At 73.1% G+C, this 18,578-nt stretch carries 16 protein-coding genes; 4 read left to right on the top strand and 12 right to left on the bottom strand.

Features of this window, described 5'->3' with window-relative positions:
* Positions 1-7: 7 nt before the first annotated feature.
* Both ABZ860_RS13290 and ABZ860_RS13285 read right to left on the bottom strand, forming a co-directional pair.
* Positions 8-1,276 (bottom strand): hypothetical protein, encoded by a 1,269-nt coding sequence (locus tag ABZ860_RS13290; RefSeq protein ID WP_357219323.1) that lies wholly within the window; start codon positions 1,274-1,276, stop codon positions 8-10.
* 6 nt (positions 1,277-1,282) lie between these two features.
* Positions 1,283-1,750 carry a hypothetical protein gene (locus tag ABZ860_RS13285; protein ID WP_357219320.1) on the bottom strand — a complete coding sequence of 156 codons (468 nt, stop codon included), beginning with the start codon at positions 1,748-1,750 and terminating at the stop codon, positions 1,283-1,285.
* Positions 1,751-1,972: 222 nt separating this feature from the next.
* On the opposite strand from ABZ860_RS13285, the gene ABZ860_RS13280 reads away from it, so the two are divergent.
* On the top strand, positions 1,973-2,368 hold the full coding sequence (locus ABZ860_RS13280; protein ID WP_357219317.1) for a hypothetical protein: 396 nt from the start codon (positions 1,973-1,975) through the stop codon (positions 2,366-2,368).
* A gap of 51 nt (positions 2,369-2,419) precedes the next feature.
* Here ABZ860_RS13280 and ABZ860_RS13275 read toward each other — a convergent pair whose 3' ends face one another.
* A complete protein-coding gene (locus ABZ860_RS13275; RefSeq protein ID WP_357219314.1) occupies positions 2,420-2,638 on the bottom strand; it encodes a hypothetical protein in 219 nt (72 codons plus the stop codon).
* Positions 2,639-2,898: 260 nt separating this feature from the next.
* Positions 2,899-5,502 (bottom strand): MXAN_6230/SCO0854 family RING domain-containing protein, encoded by a 2,604-nt coding sequence (locus ABZ860_RS13270; RefSeq protein ID WP_357219311.1) that lies wholly within the window; start codon positions 5,500-5,502, stop codon positions 2,899-2,901.
* A 281-nt stretch (positions 5,503-5,783) separates the two neighbouring features.
* On the opposite strand from ABZ860_RS13270, the gene ABZ860_RS13265 reads away from it, so the two are divergent.
* Complete coding sequence (locus ABZ860_RS13265; RefSeq protein WP_357219308.1) at positions 5,784-6,446, top strand: DUF4097 family beta strand repeat-containing protein; 663 nt, start codon at positions 5,784-5,786, stop codon at positions 6,444-6,446.
* A 187-nt stretch (positions 6,447-6,633) separates the two neighbouring features.
* On the opposite strand, the gene ABZ860_RS13260 is transcribed toward ABZ860_RS13265, so the two are convergent.
* Positions 6,634-7,314: a response regulator transcription factor gene (locus tag ABZ860_RS13260; protein ID WP_357219305.1), complete on the bottom strand. Its 681-nt coding sequence runs from the start codon at positions 7,312-7,314 to the stop codon at positions 6,634-6,636.
* 4 nt (positions 7,315-7,318) lie between these two features.
* Positions 7,319-8,449 (bottom strand): sensor histidine kinase, encoded by a 1,131-nt coding sequence (locus tag ABZ860_RS13255; RefSeq protein ID WP_357219302.1) that lies wholly within the window; start codon positions 8,447-8,449, stop codon positions 7,319-7,321.
* A 226-nt stretch (positions 8,450-8,675) separates the two neighbouring features.
* On the opposite strand from ABZ860_RS13255, the gene ABZ860_RS13250 reads away from it, so the two are divergent.
* Positions 8,676-10,205 carry a nitrilase-related carbon-nitrogen hydrolase gene (locus ABZ860_RS13250; protein WP_357219300.1) on the top strand — a complete coding sequence of 510 codons (1,530 nt, stop codon included), beginning with the start codon at positions 8,676-8,678 and terminating at the stop codon, positions 10,203-10,205.
* Positions 10,206-10,296: 91 nt separating this feature from the next.
* Here the strand turns inward: ABZ860_RS13250 and ABZ860_RS13245 are convergent, their stop codons facing one another.
* The 4 genes from ABZ860_RS13245 to ABZ860_RS13230 all read right to left on the bottom strand — a co-directional run bounded on the left by ABZ860_RS13245 (position 10,297) and on the right by ABZ860_RS13230 (position 14,873).
* Positions 10,297-10,767 (bottom strand): SPW repeat protein, encoded by a 471-nt coding sequence (locus ABZ860_RS13245; protein ID WP_357219297.1) that lies wholly within the window; start codon positions 10,765-10,767, stop codon positions 10,297-10,299.
* A gap of 124 nt (positions 10,768-10,891) precedes the next feature.
* Positions 10,892-12,667 carry a glycoside hydrolase family 15 protein gene (locus ABZ860_RS13240; protein ID WP_357219294.1) on the bottom strand — a complete coding sequence of 592 codons (1,776 nt, stop codon included), beginning with the start codon at positions 12,665-12,667 and terminating at the stop codon, positions 10,892-10,894.
* Between the two features lie 56 nt (positions 12,668-12,723).
* The gene (locus ABZ860_RS13235; RefSeq protein ID WP_357219668.1) at positions 12,724-14,079 is read right to left on the bottom strand and encodes a D-arabinono-1,4-lactone oxidase; all 1,356 of its coding nucleotides are present in this window, start codon (positions 14,077-14,079) and stop codon (positions 12,724-12,726) included.
* Positions 14,080-14,177: 98 nt separating this feature from the next.
* Positions 14,178-14,873 carry a peroxiredoxin gene (locus tag ABZ860_RS13230; protein ID WP_357219291.1) on the bottom strand — a complete coding sequence of 232 codons (696 nt, stop codon included), beginning with the start codon at positions 14,871-14,873 and terminating at the stop codon, positions 14,178-14,180.
* 266 nt (positions 14,874-15,139) lie between these two features.
* Here ABZ860_RS13230 and ABZ860_RS13225 point away from each other — a divergent pair, with 266 nt between their 5' ends.
* Positions 15,140-15,775 carry a class I SAM-dependent methyltransferase gene (locus ABZ860_RS13225; RefSeq protein ID WP_357219289.1) on the top strand — a complete coding sequence of 212 codons (636 nt, stop codon included), beginning with the start codon at positions 15,140-15,142 and terminating at the stop codon, positions 15,773-15,775.
* 20 nt (positions 15,776-15,795) lie between these two features.
* Here the strand turns inward: ABZ860_RS13225 and ABZ860_RS13220 are convergent, their stop codons facing one another.
* Together ABZ860_RS13220 and ABZ860_RS13215 are read right to left on the bottom strand one after the other, a co-directional pair.
* Positions 15,796-17,055, bottom strand: a complete 1,260-nt coding sequence (locus ABZ860_RS13220; protein ID WP_357219287.1) for an MFS transporter — start codon at positions 17,053-17,055, stop codon at positions 15,796-15,798.
* Positions 17,056-17,460: 405 nt separating this feature from the next.
* Positions 17,461-18,504, bottom strand: a complete 1,044-nt coding sequence (locus ABZ860_RS13215) for a LacI family DNA-binding transcriptional regulator (protein WP_357219284.1) — start codon at positions 18,502-18,504, stop codon at positions 17,461-17,463.
* Positions 18,505-18,578 lie beyond the last annotated feature (74 nt).

Raw genomic sequence — 18,578 nt, 5'->3', positions numbered from 1 at the left:
CACCACCTCACAGCAGGCGCAGCCAGCCTTCGGCCTCGTCCGGAGTCATGTCGCCGCGCAGACCGGCCCGGATACGGGCGTTGCGGTCGATGTTGCGGGCGGTGAGCGTGTCGTAGGCCGAATACCAGGCGGCGGTGGGGATCTGGTGCCGCCGCAGGTAGTACTTGAACGCCTGCTCGTCCCGCGCGCCGCCGGTCACCAGCCAGCGGGTCCGCGGGTAGCCGACGCCGTTGCTGAACGCGGCGTTCAGGCCCCAGGCGAGCTTGTCGATGAAGTCGTCCATGTAACTTTCGAGACTGCCGTCGTAGTCGCTGGCGAACAGCACGCGGCGGCCGTCCAAGCTCACCCAGCGGGCGAAGTGGATGGTCTTCACCCCCGCCAGGTCGGCGTGGTTGTAGTGGTGCCGCACCGCGTAGTCGATCGCGGCGAACACCACCCGCGTGGTCAGCCGGCGCAGCGTCCCCGGCTTGACGAACCCCACCGCGGTGAAGGGGTTCTGCGCCGCGTCGTCCTCGCAGTCCGCCAGCTCCAGCAGCCGGTCGTGGCCGGGACGCTCGGTGTCCGGCACGTCCCGAATCTCGTGCAGGCGCAGCAGTACCAGCCAGACGGGCACCGCGACGGCCAGGATCGGCAGCGCGGGCAGGAGCAGCAGCGGCACCCCGAGACGGTGCAGCACCTCGCGGGACCGCCACCACAGGGCGGGTCCGGGTGGCGGCCGGAACGCCCACGCCAGCTCCGGCCTGCTGCGCACATGGGCCTGGATCGCCTGGCGCGCCCGCTGCGGGGGGACCTCGGCCCAGGAGCCTCGCCGGTCCAGATAGTCCTGGATCACTTGGCGCAGCTCGGCCTCCGCCCGGATTTGCGCCACGGTGCGCCCCACCGTGTTCACGTAGAACGCGTCGGCGGGCGCTGAGTGACGGCGCAGCCAGCGCAGCCGTTCCCCGCGGGGCGCCGCCGCGCCGGGGTAGCCCGGGCAGTGGCCGAACACCTCGTCGAGGCCGTCGGCGGCCACGTCGAGCAAGGTGCGCAGATGCCGCCGGGCGGGCGCGTCCACCTCGCCCAGGTAGACCAGTTCGGCCGGCAACGGGGCCCCCGAGGGGTCCCGGTCAGCCGGCAGCACGAAGAACCGCGCGAAGTGCACGCCCGGCATCCGGCCGAAGTGGAACGGCGGGCCGGCCATTCCGGCGCGTGAGATGTCGCCGAGCCTCTTGCGCAGATCCGTGACCCGGTCCTGGTCGAGCGGGGCGTGGATCATCACGGCGACCTGATGCGGCATGGCCCGTCACCTCTGCTCTGTGTCCCTGACGGCGTCGCCGATGTCCCTGACGGCACTCCCGACGCCGATGTCTCCGTCGGCGCTCTCGTCGCCGAAGCGGAGCGAGAAGGTGGTCATGTGCAGGCCGCGCCAGAACGCCATGCCGAGGTAGAGCCCCGGGGAGACCATTCTGATCTCGTCGTCGAGGCGGCCGACGAGGCGGGACAGCCGGGTGTACTCGACCAGGATGCAGTCCCGGCCGTCGACCCGGCTGGGGCCGCGCCGGACGAGGGCCGGCAGCGCCAGGATCCGCAGGGGGGTCACGCGGTTGCGCAGCCGGCCGCGTTCGGGCTCGAAGACCTTCCCCTGCCAGACCAGCAGCCTGGCGAGGAACGCGATGATCCGGCCGAGCAGGGTTCCGGAGGCCAGCAGCGCGGTGCCCTCCGCCTCTCCGCTCGGCACCGGACCGGCCGGGCTGTCGCGAAACAGCCGCATCAGTTCGGCATTGGATAAGTTCAGCAAATTCTGCTGGATTTCCGTTTTGACGCGCATGATCGCCTATGCTTCCGGGAACTCGAATTCCGACTTAACGTCATATAACGGATATTTCTCCGCACTCCGTAAATCGCACAACCCGCCAAACCCATATGTGGGCAAGTCCCGTGCGGACGTCGTACCGCATCCAGGTAAGGCCGAGACCGGCAGGAGATGAAACCCATGAATATCGATCGTGACGGCGCGCGCCTCGCCCTGGCCGGTGTGCGCCTGGTGAACGGGGCGACGGCGCTGCTGGCCCCCTCGTTCATGCTGCGCAGGCTGGGCGCCGATCCGGCCGTCAATGGGGTGGCGATCTACCCGTTGCGGATGTTCGGGATCCGTACCGTGGTGCTCGCCTGGGACCTGCTCCGGTGTGCGGCCCCCGACGACCCCGGGCGGCGCCGTGACCTGGCCCTGGGCATCCTGATCCATGCGACCGACGCGATGTCCGCGTTCACCGCCGGGGTGCGCGGCCGGCTGCCGGCCCGGGTGGCGGTCCTGGCCACCGCCGTCTCGGTGACCAACACCGCTCTGGCGATCGCCGCCGCCCGCACATCGACAAGGCCGGTCGATTGACCGGCGACGAGTGAACTTTTCGCAAGCACCGGGCGCTCTTTCGGCAAGCTTTCAATTTCCTGAAAGGGGTCGAGGACGGAACGGCGTCAGCCCGGACTCCCGCAGCACGAGCCGTACCGTCTCTTCCAGGGAACTGTCCTGCCCGATGACGGTTTCGCGGCCGTCCGGGAGTAGGTCCTTCTTCTGGTACCACTCGCGCATCTGGTCCGGGCTGAAAGCCAGCCGTTGCGGCCGCGTCTCGTGCCGGCGGAGCGTCTCGGCGAAGGGCACGTCCAGGTAGAAGAAGGCGCTGGTGCCACGGCGGGGCGGTTGTACCGCCAGGGCATGGTGGGGCGGTTCGCCGGCGTGGGGCCGAGGCCCTTGGGGCGATACCCGGAGCGGCAATTCGAGACGCTGCCCGGGCCGTGGAAGAGCGAATAAGGGGCGGGGCGATGACAAGGTGGAGCGGTTCGCCCGCCGCTCGGAGCGGAGGGGTGAACGCGCGCGGGAAAGCCAGGGTCACCGAGCGCGCAAACCGTTGTCTCCAGGAGTCAGCGCGTCACTGGGGCGAGCATGCCGACGAGGTCGGAGGCGTCGAGAGGGCGGATCACGGCGGGGTCGAGACGGGCCGGGTGCAGCGCGTAGACCTGTGCCCCCTCGCTCACCCGCACGTCGTCTTCCAGCACCACGGCGAGCTCCGCCTCCGCAGCCCCGGCCTCCGGCGCGGGGTCGCCCGCCCGCCGTACGCCGAGGCGGGACGCGAAGGCGGGGGCGTCCTCGCCGGGACGACGCGCGTGCCGGCTCACGGCGCCGTCGCGGTGCCGTACGACGACCTCGCGGGCGCGGGCTGCGGCGTGCCAGCAGGCGACCTCCCACAGGGTGACGCGCTCGCCGAGACCGTAGGCGTCCTCGGCGGCCGCACCCAGACGGGCGATCTGCTCCTCGTGTTCGTACACATTGTGGAACCCGCCGAACGCGGACACGTTGAGGTCCACCCAGCGCATCGTGCGCGACCAGAGGTCGGCGACGAGCGGGACGAGGATCTTCGCCGGGCCGGTCAGGTCGAAGCGCTGCCGTACGGCGAGCGGGTCGAACAGGCCGTCCGGATCGTCCATGAACCCGGCGAAACCGCGGACCAGTTCGTCGAACGGCACGTCGTTGTAGCTGAACACGACGGGCACCACGTATCGGCCGCCGATCGCGCGCAGCGCGGCCACGTCGAGGTCCACGAACTCCGACGCGCCCAGCGGCTCGGGGGCGGAGGTCAGATCCCCGGAGTGGACGGCGGCGCTCCCGCCGAGCCGCAGGCTCGTGTAGTCGCACAGCCCGACGAACGTCCACCGCGCGTCGAACACCGCCACCGACAGGTCCAGGTCGACCACGCGATCCGCGGGCTGCGCCCAGTGCAGGAACAGCCGGATCCGCGCACCGCCAGGCAGCGGCCGGACGCTGCCGCGCGGCAGCCGTACCAGCGAGGCCGAGGCGGATCGCTCGGTCTCCGGCGCGAGCAGGTCGGCCAGCTCCTCGTCCAGCAGCGCGGTCTCGACGGGCGGCAGCGCGGCGGCCCGGCGCAGCATCTCGCCGGTCAGCACGGCGGACAGTGCGGCGACGGTCTCGGGGGCGAGCTCCTCGCGGACGTCGGGCTCGGCCCAGATCCGCGCCGCTCCCCCGCGCGGCAGGAACATGCGGGTGCCGCCCGGCGGCGTGCGCAACTGGCCCAGGGCGGCGATCAGCACGGCCGGGGAGACGTGCGGTGCGGCGGCGCGCAGGGCCTCGGCGACATCGGCCGCGGGCAGGCGGCGGGCGAGATCGGCGGTGCGCCGCAGCAGCTCTCCCGGCCGGCGCGCCAGCAGGGCGAGGGCCTCGCGGGGATCGGTCCGCAGCGCGGCCTCGAACCGCCTCGCGAAGGTGCGGGCGCGCAGCCGTACGCCGTCGAACGACAGCAGGTCCCCGTGGGCCGCCGCGCGCTCCAGCAGGACGTCCGCCATCGGCGTGCCTTTGCGCAGCGGGGTGCCGCGCAGCACGGCGAACGCCAGGGCCGCGTCCGGGTGGCGCCGGTGGAACTCGTGCGGGTGCAGCACCTCCGCCATGTGCCGCCACTGCGCCGGGTAGCGGTGCAGGTCCTCGATCAGGTGCGGCAGCGCCTGCCGGTCGAGCGCGGCGAGGAGCGCGCGGCGGACCGGCCGGGGCAGGCTCGTGCGGCGCGGGAGGCGGGCGCGCAGGCCGGGGTCGCCGCCCATGAGGGCGTGGAGCAGCCGCAGCACGTCGGTCGCCGTGTCGGCGTGCCGCGTGAGCAGGTCCAGGTCGCCGTGCCGTACGGCCGTGGCCAGGACGACGGCGCGGGTCTCGCGGGCCGGGATCCGCTCGGGCAGCCAGCCGGCCGACTCGGGCCAGAAGCGATCGACGATCTCGGTGACGACCGCCCCGTCCTCCGCGCGCGGCGCCGCCTGCCGGGACAGCAGCGGACCCAGCAGGTCGCGGGCCCGGCCGGCGGGGTCGTCGCACAGCCCGAGCAGGGTCAGCGTCTGCGGCACCCGGCCGTTCCACCTGACGGCCGGGGCGTAGACGTCGTCGGCCGGGCGCAGGAAGGGGTCACCGGGGTCGATCCGGCGATGGCAGATCGGGCAGGCGCTGTAGTCCGCGCCGTCCCAGCAGGCGCGGCAGACGAGGTGCGCGCACGGGGAGACCGGGTGGACGGCGGCGACGTCCCCGCACAACACGCACGGCTGCTCCGGCCGCTGGAGCAGCACGGAGAACACCCTGCGGACGAACAGCTCCACCGTGTCGGCGGGGACCGCCTCCGGGAAGCGGCGGAACAGCGGCGCGTGCACGACGCGCCCGCCGAGCTGGGCCGACAGGGCGGAGACGAGCGCGCGGCCCGCCCGCTCCAGCTCCCCGGCGTCCAGCTCGGCCAGCCGGGCACGCAGCGGCGCGCTCAGCACGTGCCCGAGCTGGAGCAGGTCCGCCTCCAGCGCGACCACCCCGTCGGCGACGGTGGCCAGGGGCCGTTTCCGGCGGGACGAGCGCGGCGAACGGCCGGGGCTCTCGGGGCCCGGGACGGCGGCTTCCCGCTCGGCGGCGGAGACGAGAAGGGGGACGAGAAGGTCGGGGGCGACCAGCCGCTGCCGCAGCAGCAGCTCCGCCAGCCGGTCCACGGGCATCCTCCCTGGTGTACGAGCGATCGGACAGGCACCGGGAAAGTGAGACGGGGCGGAGAACGGACGCACTAAAGCGATTTAAGAGATCGAGAAGGAAGCACGTCCAGGAGCCGCCCCTTGGCCCGTCACCCTAGCCCGCCACCGGATCTTGTGTCGTCCCCTTTTTTTCGGGATCCGGGGCCGCCGTATGTCAGCGGCGGCGTCAGGACGGCGACAGCCCGGTATCAGGGCGGCCGGCGATCGTGGAGATCGAAAGAACACGACACAAGGAGCACACGATGCAGAAGTTCCAGACCCCCACCCCGATCTCCGCCGTCCTGGCCATCCCCGCCGGACGCGTCCAGTTCATCGCCGCCGACCGTGCCGACACGACGGTCGAGGTCCGGCCCGCGAACGCCGCCAAGAGCCGCGACGTGAAGGCGGCCGAGCAGACCACGGTCGAGTACGCCGACGGCGTCCTGCGGATCGAGACCGCGGTGAAGAACCAGTACCTCGGCCCCTCCGGATCCGTCGACGTGACGATCGAGCTGCCCGCCGGTTCCCAGGTCGAGGCGAAGACGGCGAGCGCCGAGCTGCGGACCGTCGGCCGCCTCGGCGACGTCGCCTTCGAGGGCGCGTACCACCACATCGAGATCGACGAGATCGCGAGCCTCCGCCTCACCGCGACCGACGGCGACGTCGAGGTCGGCCGTCTGGGCGGCCCCGCGGAGATCAGCACCGCGCGGGGCGACATCCGGATCGCCGAGGCCACCGGCGGCACGGTCGTGCTCCGCACCCAGTCCGGCGACATCTCGATCGCCGCCGCCGTCGGAGTGTCGGCCGCCCTGGACGCCGGCACCACCCACGGCCGCGTCGCCAACGCCCTCAAGAACGACGGCACCGCCGAACTCGACATCCACGCCACGACCTCCAACGGCGACATCACGGCTCGCAGCCTGTGACCCCCGGCCTCGCGTGCGCGTAACCGACAGCCGGCCGGTCACGGTCTCGATCCCCTTGACGGCGATGGGGGTGAACGCTGCGGCGTTCACCCCCGCCGCGCCGAGGCCCCGCGGGGCCGGCTACGAGGACGGGGGCGAGGGGTGGCTCTTGCAGCCCCCACGCGTCTCGATGGGCGGCACCGGGTCGTCACCGCCGATCGGTGGGCGACATCTCCTGGTCGCCGGCGACCACCAGGCCGGATTCGTACGCGAAGACGACGGCCTGGGCGCGGTCGCGCAGGTCCAGTTTCGTCAGCAGGTTGCTCACGTGACTTTTGACCGTGTGCTCGGTGACCACCAGATCCGCGGCGATCTCGGCGTTGGACCGGCCGCGTGCGAGCAGCCGCAGCGTGTCCATCTCCCGGTCGGTCAGCTCACCGAGTCGCTGCCGCAGCCGGGGCCGGGCACGTCCGCGATCGACGAATTCGGCGATCAGGCGCCGGGTGATCGCGGGGGCGAGCAGCGACTCCCCCTCGGCGACCAGGCGGACGGCGCGTACGAGGTCGTCCCGGCGCACGTCCTTGAGCAGGAAGCCGCTGGCCCCGGCGCGCAGGGCGTCGTAGACGTACTCGTCGACGTCGTACATCGTCAGGACCAGCACCTTCGCCTCGGTCCTGCGGCACACCTGTGCGGTGGCCTCGACGCCGTCCACGCCGGGCATCCGGATGTCCATGAGGACCACGTCCGGCTCCAGTTCGACCGCCTTCGTGACGGCCTCGGCGCCGTCGGCCGCCTCGCCGACGACGGTGATGTCGTCATGGGCGTTGAGGATCATCGCGAAGCCGCCGCGGAACAGGTCCTGGTCGTCGGCCACGAGCACGCGCAGCATGCCGTCAGCCGATCGGCAGGGTCGCGGTGACGGTGAACCCCGGGTTCCCCGGCCGGACGGCGAGCCGTCCGCCGCACGCCGTGACCCGCTCCCGCATCCCGATCATGCCGTGTCCTTCCCGTAGCTCCCGCCCGCCCCGGCCGTCGTCGGCGACCTCGACGTCCAGGGTGTCAGCGGACCAGCGGAGCCCGACGCGGACGGTGCTCGCTCCAGCATGCCGGATCGTGTTGGTCAGCGCCTCCTGGATGATCCGGTACGCGGCGATGTCCACGTCGGAGGAAAGGCGCCGTGGCTCGCCACGCACATCGGCGCGGACGTCCAGGCCCGCCCGGCGGGCGTTGTCCAGCAGACCGGGCAGGGCGTCGAGCCCGGGCTGCGGCCCGCGGGCCGGAGCCGGACCACCCGGTGCCTCGCTTCCGCGCAGCGCGCCGAGGATCAGGCGGAGCTGGCCGATCGCGTCCCGCCCGGCCGCTGCGATCCCCTCGAAGACCGCCTCGGCCTTCTCCGGGTGATCGCGCACCACCAGCGGGCCGGTCTCCGCCTGGATCACCATGAGGCCCACCGAGTGGGTCACGATGTCGTGCATGTCGCGGGCGATCCGGGTGCGTTCGCGTGCGACCGCGGCGGCGCGTTCCTCGCGGATGCGAGCTTCGCGCTCCCGTTCGGCGTCCCGGCCGGCCCTCCGGGCCCGTGCGCCCACGCCGACGGCGTACGCGGCGACGATCGCGGTGAGCAGGTAACGGTAGGTCTCCAGATTCTCGTGCGGGACGATGAGCGACACGGCCACGCCGGCGACGAGACCCGCGATGCCCGCGGCGCGCCGCGCCCGGGACAGATCCGCCGCCGCGAACGTGTAGGTGCACACGAGCACGCCGTACGGCAGCAGCAGCAGGGCCGCGGAGTGCGGCAGCGACTTCGCCGCGATCGCCAGGACCGTCGTGGCGCAGCCCACGACCGCCCCGGCGAGGAGGATGGCGCGGCGCCGCCACAGCACGGGCACCGACATCAGGACGGCGAGCGCCACGGCCCACCACGGCTGCCGGAACGGGACGAGGACGGGCGTCACCGTCATCACGGTGACGACGGCGGCGATCGCGACGTCGGACCTTGATGGACTGGGGATGCTCGCCCGCATGACCGGCTCCGGAGGTGTCGAAGGAAACCCGGCAAGACTACGCGCGCGGCCCCCGTCGTCGCCTCCACCGCTCGGCTGACGGCCGTCTCACTCCTTCGAGTGAAACGCGGTGCCACCACAGTCCGAACGGTCCCGGTCCCCGCGACCGGCACCCGGATCGCTCCCGCCGGTGATGCGCGTCCAGGCCCGATCCCGGAGGGTCGGGGCGGCTGGACAAGGAGGCACGATGAACTCACCCATTCGGCGTCTGGCCGTGGCGCTCGCCGCCACGGCGCTGTCGGCGACGCTGTTCCATTTCGGCACCGGGCTCACACCGGTGCCCTGGCTCACCTGGCTCGCACCCCTGCCGGTGCTCGTCCTCGCTCACCACGTCGGCGCCCGCGCCGCGTTCCTCGCGGCGTCGGCCGCGTGGCTCGGCGGCGAGACGACGATGTGGAGCTACTTCCTCGACACGGTGCAAATCCCGCCCCCGCTGGTGGTGTCGGTGATCGTCGGGTCGGCGCTGCTGTTCGGGCTGGCCGTCCTGTCGTCACGGGCGCTGCTGCGGAGGGGACGCCCGCTGACGGCCGCCGCCGTCGTCCCGGCGGCCTGGGTCGCCGTCGAGTACGCGCTCTCGGTGGTGTCACCGAACGGGGCGTGGTGGAGCCTGGCCTACACCCAGGCCGACGTCCTTCCGGTCCTGCAGACCGCCTCGGTCACCGGACCGTGGGGAATCACCTTCCTGATCCTCGGGGTTCCCGCGGCCGCCGCCGCGTTCTTCGCGCCGCGGGCGGCCGGGCGGCTGCGGGTCGCGATCACCGCCGTGACCATCCTGGCTCTGGCGGTGGGGTACGGCGCCTTGCGGCTGCGCGCGCCGTACGATGCGGGCTCGCAGAAGGTGGCGCTGCTCGCCACCGACCGGATGGAGGACGGCTGGCTCCCGGCCGCCTCGGCGGAGGGGCGTGCCCTCCTCGGGCGGTACGCGGCGCGGATCCCGGGCCTCGCCGCACGCGGCGCGCGGGTCGTGGTCATGCCGGAGAAGGTCTTCATCGCCGACGACGCGACCCTGCCCGTCCTGGCGGCGCCGCTGGCACGGCTCGCCGCCGACCACCACGTCGACATCATCGTCGGGCTGATCCTCAAGCGGTCCGGCAGCCTCCGCAACGCGGCCATCGACTTCCCCGCCGACGGGAGCCGGCCGGTCGAGTACTTCAAGCACCACCTCATCCCCGGACTGGAAAGCGACTTCCACCCCGGGGACCGTGAGGCCTTCGTGCCCGGTTCGGGCTCCCGCTGGGCGATCGCGATCTGTTTCGACCTGGACCTGCCCGGCCTGGTGCGCGACTACCGCAGGAGCGGCGCCACGACGCTCTTCGTGCCCGCCTGGGACTTCGACCGGGACCGCTGGCTGCATGGCAGGATGGCGGTCACCCGGGGCGTCGAGACCGGGCTCACCGTGGCGCGCGCGGCGCGCAACGGCGACCTGGTCGTGAGCGACGCCTACGGCCGGATCCGGGCCGAGGCGCACAGCGCGGACGCGCCGATCGTGTCCGTCCTCACCGCGCTGCCCACCCGCTCGGCCGACACGCCCTACACAAGGTTCGGCGACTGGTTCGCCTGGGCCTGCGCGCTCCTGCTGGCGCTCGCACTCGCGTCCCTGGCCCGCACCCGGGGTGGGGCAGACAGTGCGGCTGGCAGTGCGACGGGCGGTGCGGCAGGCACCCGGCGTGCGCCGGCCGCACACGCCGCCGCACCGGCTCACGCGATGCCGCAGTAGGCGGCAGCCGGGCCGGAACGACGGTAAGGCCGGCGAAGGAACTCCTCCTCGCCGGCCGCCTGCCGTACGCCGCCCGCCGAAGGCGCGGCGGCTACCATTCGCCGCCCGGTGCGCCGACCCCCCGGCGCGTGCCGCCGTGCTCGTGCTGCCGGTAGTTGGCGGCGAACGCCAGCGCGCCGAGGCCGAACAGGAAGATGATCGCCCCGGTGACCACGTTGTCCCAGATGGTCGCCGTGGTCGCCGGCTGGCCGCGGATCACCCACGGCGCGATGATCGTCCAGACGCCGAGCACCGGCACCACCCAGCTCATGCCGTACGTGCGGCCGAACGCGGACGCGCAGCTCATCGCGAGCGCCGCGACCGTCAGCCCGACGATCAGGTTGTTGATCGCCAGACCGCCGAGACCGCTGAAGCCCACGATCCACGGCGAGATGGCGAGATAGACCCCGGCGAGGAACGTCACCCCGTCCATGATCTGCGCGGGAACGGTCGATCCCGCGCGATCGTACGTCTGGCGCAGCTCCGTCACGTCCGGGCGGCGGGCCAGACCTGGTCGCACCATGTCGCGTCACCTCTTCTCCCAGACGGGCCGGGCCGAAGACCCGGACCCTCGCTTGCATCATGCAACGCCGCAGGTGGGTGAGGGGAGGTCGCGAGATGCGCGGGAAACAGATGGACGACATCTGTCAGACAGATGCTCCCGGCGCGGCAAGGGCCTGGGCCGCGTTCACGATGGAGACGTGGCTGTACGCCTGGGGGAAGTTGCCGGTCTGACACCCCTTGCGGACGTCGTACTCCTCCGCCAGCAGGCCGACGTCGTTGCGCAGGGACAGCAGGCGCTCGAACAGGCGCCGCGACCGTTCGCGGCGGCCGATGAGGGCGAGTGCGTGGGCGAGCCAGAAGGAGCAGGCGACGAAGACGCCCTCCCCGCCCGGCAGTTCGTCCACGTCGTCGGCCTCGGGCCGGTAACGCAGGACGAGGCCGTCCTCCGTCAGTTCGCGGCACACGGCGTCGACGGTGCCCGCCACGCGAGGGTCGTCCAGGGGCAGGAAGCCGAGCCGGGGAATGAGCAGCAGCGCGGCGTCGAGACCCTTCGATCCGTAGAACTGGGTGAAGGTGTTCCGGCCGGCGTCGTAGCCGTGCGCGCACACGTCCCGGTGGATCTCCTCACGCAGGGCGCGCCACCGGCGGGCGGGACCGCCGAGGCCCTGCCTCTCGACCGAATGGACCATGCGGTCGGCCGCCACCCAGGCGAGGACCTTGGAGTGGACGAAGTCGCGGCGCGGGCCGCGCACCTCCCACAGCCCGTTGTCGGGCTCCCGCCACGCCCCCTCCAGGTAGTCCATGAGCGCGCGCTGCAGGTCCCACGCCTCCTCGTCCGGCCGCAGGCCCGCCTCCCTGGCCCGGTAGAGGCAGTCGATCACCTCTCCGTACACGTCGAGCTGGAACTGCCGGGAGGCGGCGTTGCCGATCCGCACCGGCCGCGACCCCTCGTATCCCGGCAGCCAGTCGACGGTCCACTCGGGTATGTGCCTGCTGCCGTCGACCGCGTACATGATCTGCAGGTCGGCGGGGTCTCCGGCGACGGCCCGCAGCAGCCAGTCGCGCCAGGCCGTCGCCTCGTCCGCGTACCCCGCGCCGATCAGCGCCTGGAGCGTGAACGACGCGTCCCGCAGCCAGCTGTAGCGGTAGTCCCAGTTGCGCGGCCCGCCGATCCGCTCGGGCAGCGACGTCGTGGGCGCCGCGACGATGCCGCCCGTGGGGGCGTACGTGAGGGCCTTGAGCGCGAGGAGGCTGCTGCCCACGGCCTCGCCGTACTCCCCCGGGTAGCGGCACCGGCCGAGCCACTGCCTCCACAGCCGGTCGGTGGCGGCCAGTTCCTCGCCCGCCTCCAGCCGCCGCGGCCGGCCCTGCCATGACTGCTGCCAGGTGAGCACGAACGGCACCCGGTCTCCCGCCGCGACGGCGAAGGAGGCCGTCGTCCCCCGGAGGCGGGAGTCGTGGGTGAGCTCGACGGGCGACTGGAGCCAGGCGGCGTTGGGACCGGCGACGACGGCGAGCTCTCCCCCGCGGTGCCGCACCCAGGGGACCACGGCGCCGTATTCGAAGCGCAGCAGCAGTTCCGTGCGCATCTCCACCCGGCCCCGTACGCCCTCCACGATCCGCACGAGGTCGGGCGCCTCCCCGCGCGGCGGCATGAAGTCGAGGACCCGCACGCACCCGCCGGGCATGTCCCAGGTCGTCTCCAGGACCAGCGTGCCGTCGCGGTAGCGGCGCCCGGTGCACGTCCCCTCGCCCGCCGGGGCCAGCAGCCAGCGTCCCGCCGGGCGTCCGCCCAGGAGCGCCGCGAAGCAGGCCCCGGAGTCGAAGCGCGGCAGGCACAGCCAGTCGACCGAGCCGTCGCGGCCGACCAGGGCGGCCGTGTGCATGTCGCCGATGAGCGCGTAGTCCTCGATGCGCATCGTCTTCCCCCGTGATCCCGGGGGACTTACCCGCCCCTAGGTGGACGAACCCGGGATCAGCCGAGGCCGAGGACGTACCGCTCGACGAACTCGTTGGCGAAGACGCCGCGCGGGTCGTAGTGCCGCGCCAGCGCCGCGAAGTCGTCCAGGCGCTCATAGCGGGAGCGCAGGACGTCCGCCGGGAGGGTGAAGAGCTTCCCCCAGTGGGGCCGCGCGCCGAACGGCGCCAGGCACTCCTCGATCGCGGTGAGCACGGGCGTCACGGCGGCCGTGTCCTTGATCCAGGTGAAGTGGAAGGCCACGGTGTCGCGGCCCTGGCTCGGGCTCAGCCACAGGTCGTCCGCGGCGATCGTGCGGATCTCGGAGATCTGCAGGACCGGGGCGATGCGGTCGCGGATCCCGTCGAGGGCGCGGAACGCCGCGGCCGCGTGCCGCCGGGGCACCATGTACTCCGCCTGGAGCTCCTCGCCGCTGCTGGGGGTGAAGTCGGGCCGGAAGTGGGGCAGGCGCTCGAACCAGGGGCCGGGGACGCCCATCTGGGCCGTGCAGTGCACCGCGGACATGCCCGGCACGGGGTGCCTCGGGCCGTCGGCCGGGGTCGCCCCGAAGAAGCCGCCGCCCGGCTCGCCGCCGTGGAGCCCTCCGGCGGCCGTGGCCCCCTCCAGGCCGCCCGCGGCCGCGTCCCCCGCGAGCCCGCTCACCGCCGCCGCCTCGGCGGGGTCCGCGCCGGCCGCGCCGGCCCGCTCCTTCACCCAGACCTGGTTGATCCGGGAGGTCCGCCAGTCGGTGAACAGGCTGACGCTGTAAGCGGCGGACATGACGGCGTCGAACTGGTCGTCCAGCACGTCGGCCGGCAGGCCCTCGTACACGCGCTGGCGGACGTCGAACGACGGCACGACGTCGAGGGTCATGGCGACGACGACGCCGAGGGCGCCCAGCGCGACGACCGACCCCGCGAACCGGTCGCCGTCCGCGTCGCGGCTCAGCGTGACGAGGTCGCCGTCCGCGGTCACCATCTCGACCGCGCGCACGGACGTGGCGAGACCGCCGTTGGCGTCGCCCGAGCCGTGGGTGCCGGTCGCGCAGGAGCCCGCGACCGAGATGTGCGGCAGGGACGCGAGGTTGGGCAGGGCGTAGCCCTTGTCGTGCAGACGGCGGCCCAGCTCGCCGTACCGGACGCTCGCGGCGACCCGCACCGTGGACGACCCGCTGTCGATCTCGATCTCCGGCGGCAGCGCGTCGAGCGAGATCAGCGCGCCCGGGGAGTCCGCGATGTGGTTGAAGGAGTGTCCGCTGCCCAGCACGCGGGCCTTCTCGCTCCGCGCCACCAGGGCGCGCACCTCCTCCACGGAGGAGGGCCGCTCGACCTCCGCGGCCTGGAAGGTGATGTTGCCCGCCCAGTTTGTCACCAAATGAGTCACAGAGGAGTTCTACCGGAACATCGCTCCCGCCTGCCGGTCGGATGCCCGTCTGCGCGCGATTCACCTTTCCGGCGGCGGCACCCCTGCGGTCACGCGCCGCGGCCGGGGAGGCTCGCGAGATACCAGTCGACGAGCTTGAGCCGCTCGTCGGTCAGCCTGGCCTCCACCTCGGCCTGGGTCTTCGGCGCGCCCAGCAGCACGTCGTCGCCCGGCCGCCAGTTGGCCGGGCAGGAGACGCCGTCGCGGTCGGCCGTCTGCAGCGCGTCCACGAGCCTGAGGATCTCGGGGACCATCCGCCCCGCGTTCATCGGGTAGTAGAGGATCGCGCGGACGACCGACTCCGGGTCGATCACGAACACCGCGCGGACCGCCGCCGTCGCCGACGCGTTCGGGTGGAGCATGCCGTACGCGCGGGACACCCGGGTGTCGAGGTCGGCGACGATCGGGAAGGGGATCTTGACGCCGAGCCTGTCCTCGATCGCCCGCACCCAGGCGAGGTGGCTGTGCACGGAGTCGACCGAGTTGCCGAGCAGGGCGACGTTCCGGGCGGCGAACTCCTCCGCCAGCTCGGCGAACGCGACGAACTCGGTGGTGCACACCGGGGTGAAGTCGGCCGGATGGCTGAACAGCACCAGCCACCGCCCGGCGTAGTCGGCGAGCCGGACCGGCCCTTGGGTGCTCTCGGCCTCGAAGTCGGGCGCCCTGTCCCCGATGAGCGGCAGCCGGGCGGGCTCCACCCCGGGCGTCGCCGCGGGGTCGACCGCAGAGGTCACGGCAGAGGTCATGGTCGCTTCCTTTCCGCGTCACGCCGGCCGGAGTGGAGCCGGCCCGCGAGTGCCGCCGCGGATGCCGCTCCCGTCGCGGCGGTCGCCGCAGCGCCCACCGCGTCGTCCACCGCGTCGTCCATCGCGTCGTCCATCGAGCCCCGTACCCGCGAAGACCGGTGGCGACCACGACCGATTCACCCCGATTCGGTAATGCCGCTCCGCCCACCGGACACGCCGCTCCGCTCAGCGCGGGGGAATGTACGAGGGACGGGAAGGGGGACGCCATGCCGACGACCGGGGTCAGCCATCCGCTGTTCGCCCGCTTCTACACGTGGTTCAGCCAGGTGCTCGACCGGGAGGGCATGCTCGGGCGGCGCGAGGCGCTGGTGGCGGGGCTGTCGGGCCGGGTGATCGAGGTCGGCGCGGGCAACGGGCTGAACTTCGCCCACTATCCGCCGTCCGTCACGGGCGTGCTGGCCGTCGAGCCCGAGCCGCGGCTGCGGGCGGTCGCCCGCCACGCCGCCCGCGGAGCGCGGGCGCGGATCGAGGTCGTCGCGGGCCTGGCCGACCGGCTCCCCGCCGCCGACGGCGAGTTCGACGCGGCGGTGGTGTCGTTCGTGCTGTGCTCGCTGCCCGATCCCGTCGCCGGGCTGCGGGAGATCCGCCGCGTGCTGGCCCCCGGCGGGCGGCTGCGCTTCCTCGAGCACGTCCGCGCCGGAGCCGCGGGCTGGGCCAGGGCCCAGGACCTGCTGGACGCGACCGTGTGGCCGTGCCTGACCGGCGGCTGCCACACGGGCCGCGACAGCGTGGCGGCCGTCGAGGCGGCCGGCTTCACCGTCGAGTCGCTGGAGCGTTTCGTCTTCCCCGCCCGCGTCCGCAGCCCCATCTCCTTCTGCGTACGCGGCGAGGCCCGGTCCTGACCCGAGCCCGATCGAACGGCTCAGCGGGTGTCCGGGCGGCTCGCCAGGGCGTCGTACCGGCGGAAGGCGGACACGCCGAAGCCGGTCACCAGGACCAGCAGGGCGCACACCAGGCCGCCGCCCGCCCAGGAGGGCACGAGCCCGAACGCGTCCGCGGTGGCGCCCGCCCGCAGGTCGCCCAGGCGGGGCCCGCCCGCGACGACGACCATGAACACCCCCTGCAGGCGTCCGCGCATCTCGTCGGGGGCGTAGGTCTGCAGGATCGTCTGCCGCCAGACGGCGGAGGCGAGGTCGGTCGCGCCGCCGATCGCCAGCAGCGCCACGACCAGCCACAACGGCTGCGCCAGCGCCGCGGCGGCCACCGTCACGCCCCACAGGGCGATCACGAGTGTGAGCGCCACCCCCTGGCGGCGTACGCGGCCGACCCAGCCGGAGAAGACGCCGGCGACGACCGCCCCGATGGCGATGCTCGCCGACAGCCAGCCGAACGCCACGGCCGACCCGCCGAAGCGTTCGGCCGCCATCTCCGGGAACAGCGCCCTCGGCATCGCGAACGCCATCGCGATGATGTCCACCACGAACGACATGAGCACGACGGGCCTGCTCACCACGTATCTGAGCCCGTCGGCCACCGAGCGCAGCCCCGGCCGGGAGATCTCGCCGACGGGCGCCAGCGTCGGCAGCCGTACGGCCGCGTAGAAGCCGGCGCCGAACAGGACGGCGTCGATGAGGTACGCGGTGGCGTACCCGCCCTTGGCGAGCACCACCCCGGCCAGCAGCGGCCCGACGACCGTGCCGATGCTGCTGACGAGGAAGTTGAGGGTGTTGGCCGCGGGGACCCGCTCGGTGGGCACGATGCGGGGAATGATCGCCCCGCGCGTGGCCGAGGTGACGGCGAAGCCGATCGACTGCAGGGCGATGACGGCGAGGATGAGGTAGACGCTGCCGAGCCCCGACCAGGCGTGCAGCAGCAGGGCGACGGTGGACAGCCAGGCCACCACCGAGCCGGCCAGCAGGAGCCGGCGGCGGTCCATGGCGTCGGCGACCGCGCCGCCCCACAGGCCGAAGACGACCAGCGGGACGAGGCTCACCGGCCCGAGCAGGCCCACCCACAGGGACGAGCCCGTGATGCTGTACACCTGCCCGCTCACGGCCACCGAGGTCAGCTGGAAGCCGATGAAGGAGACGCCCTGGCCCACCAGCAGCCGCCGGTACGCGGGAATGCTCAGGGGCCGGGTGTCGAGGGCGACACGCTTCAGAACTGCCTGTACCCCCGCCACCCTCTACCTCGCTGATCTGGGCATATGCAACATTTGGGGTACTTTACCCTGGTCGCGTGCGGCGGCCGCGACCGGAGTCGGGGGAAAGGATCAGACCGTAATCGCCCGGCACGCGTCGCCGTGGTCAGCGGAGAGGGCGGCGCCCGGGGGGCGGGTGCGGTCCGAGCGCGCGGAGCCACCCCTGACACCTCAGCGATGGCCGTTAAATTTTTCGGTTGAATTCCGAATGTTTCGCCGTGAAGGACGTGTCCCGGCACGAACGGCCCCCACGCGCGGCGCGTTCCGCCCGCCCCGGCCGGGCAGGGGGACGTGGCCGGCTCCGCAGGTTCCGCGCGCCACGACCGCGCGTACGGGCCCCGGCACCGAAATTTCTGTCTGTGTTCCGAATGTTCAGGCCGCGGGGACTCAGGCCACGAGCGGGGCGGTGCTGCCGCGCACGACCAGGCCGGTGGTGAGTTCGAGGCGGTTCTGCGGCGGGGATTCCCCGCGAGCGATGGCGACCACCATGGTCGTGGCGGCCGCGGCCATCTCGGTCAGCGGCTGGCGGACCGTGGTCAGCGCGGGGATGAGCCACTGGGCCATCGGCAGGTCGTCGAAGCCGACCACGCTCAGCTCGTCGGGGATGCGCAGCCCCATCTCGTGGGCCGCCTGGTAGACGCCCATGGCCTGCGCGTCGTTGAAGGCGAACACGGCGGTCGGAGGCCGGGGCAGCGCGAGCAGGGAGCGGGCGTGCGCCAGGCCGTCCTCCGCGCTGAAGTCGCCCTGCCGCACGAGCTCCGGGTCCATCGGCACGCCCGCGGCGTCCATGGCGGCGCGGAACCCGTCGAGCCGCGCGCGGCTGGACAGCGCGTGGGCGGGACCGGTGATGAGGGCGATGCGCCGATGTCCCAGCTCCAGCAGGTGGCGCGCGGCCGACAGGCCGCCGCTCCAGTTGCCCGCGCCCACCGAGGGCAGCTCGTGCCCGGGATCGCCGGTGGGATCGACCAGCACCACAGGGATGTCCCGGGTCCTGAGCTGCTCGCGCTGGGCCCGGGTGAGGCCGGAGAAGACCACGATCACGCCGTGGGGACGGCGGCCGATCACCCCCTCGATCCAGCCCATGGCGGGAGGGTGGTGGTCGGGCAGCTCGGAGACGACGACCGCGAGGCCGTGCTCGCGCGCCACCTGCTCGGCCCCCTTGATGACCTCCATCGCGTACGCGCCCTCCAGCTCGTGGAAGACCAGTTCGATGAGCGGAGCCGCGGTGGGGCGCTTCTTCTGCCGGCGGTACCCGTGCTCGCGGATCAGCTCCTCGACCAGGGCACGGGTCTCGGGGGCGACCTCGGATCTGCCGTTGACGACCTTGGAGACGGTCGCTGGGGACACCCCCGCCAGCTCGGCGATCTGGGCGATGGTCAGCGGCCGGGAGGGCGTGCGGTCCGGCGGTGTCGGCTCCCTGGTCGTCGTCATGGCCGCAGTTTAGCCCGAACTTTCGGTCACCAACCCGAATGTTTCGGATGCCTCACCGCCCCATCCTTGACGGC

Origin of the sequence: Microbispora sp. NPDC046973 (assembly GCF_040644495.1) — a bacterium.
Taxonomy (GTDB): domain Bacteria; phylum Actinomycetota; class Actinomycetes; order Streptosporangiales; family Streptosporangiaceae; genus Microbispora.
This window is presented reverse-complemented; position numbering and strand designations above follow the sequence as displayed.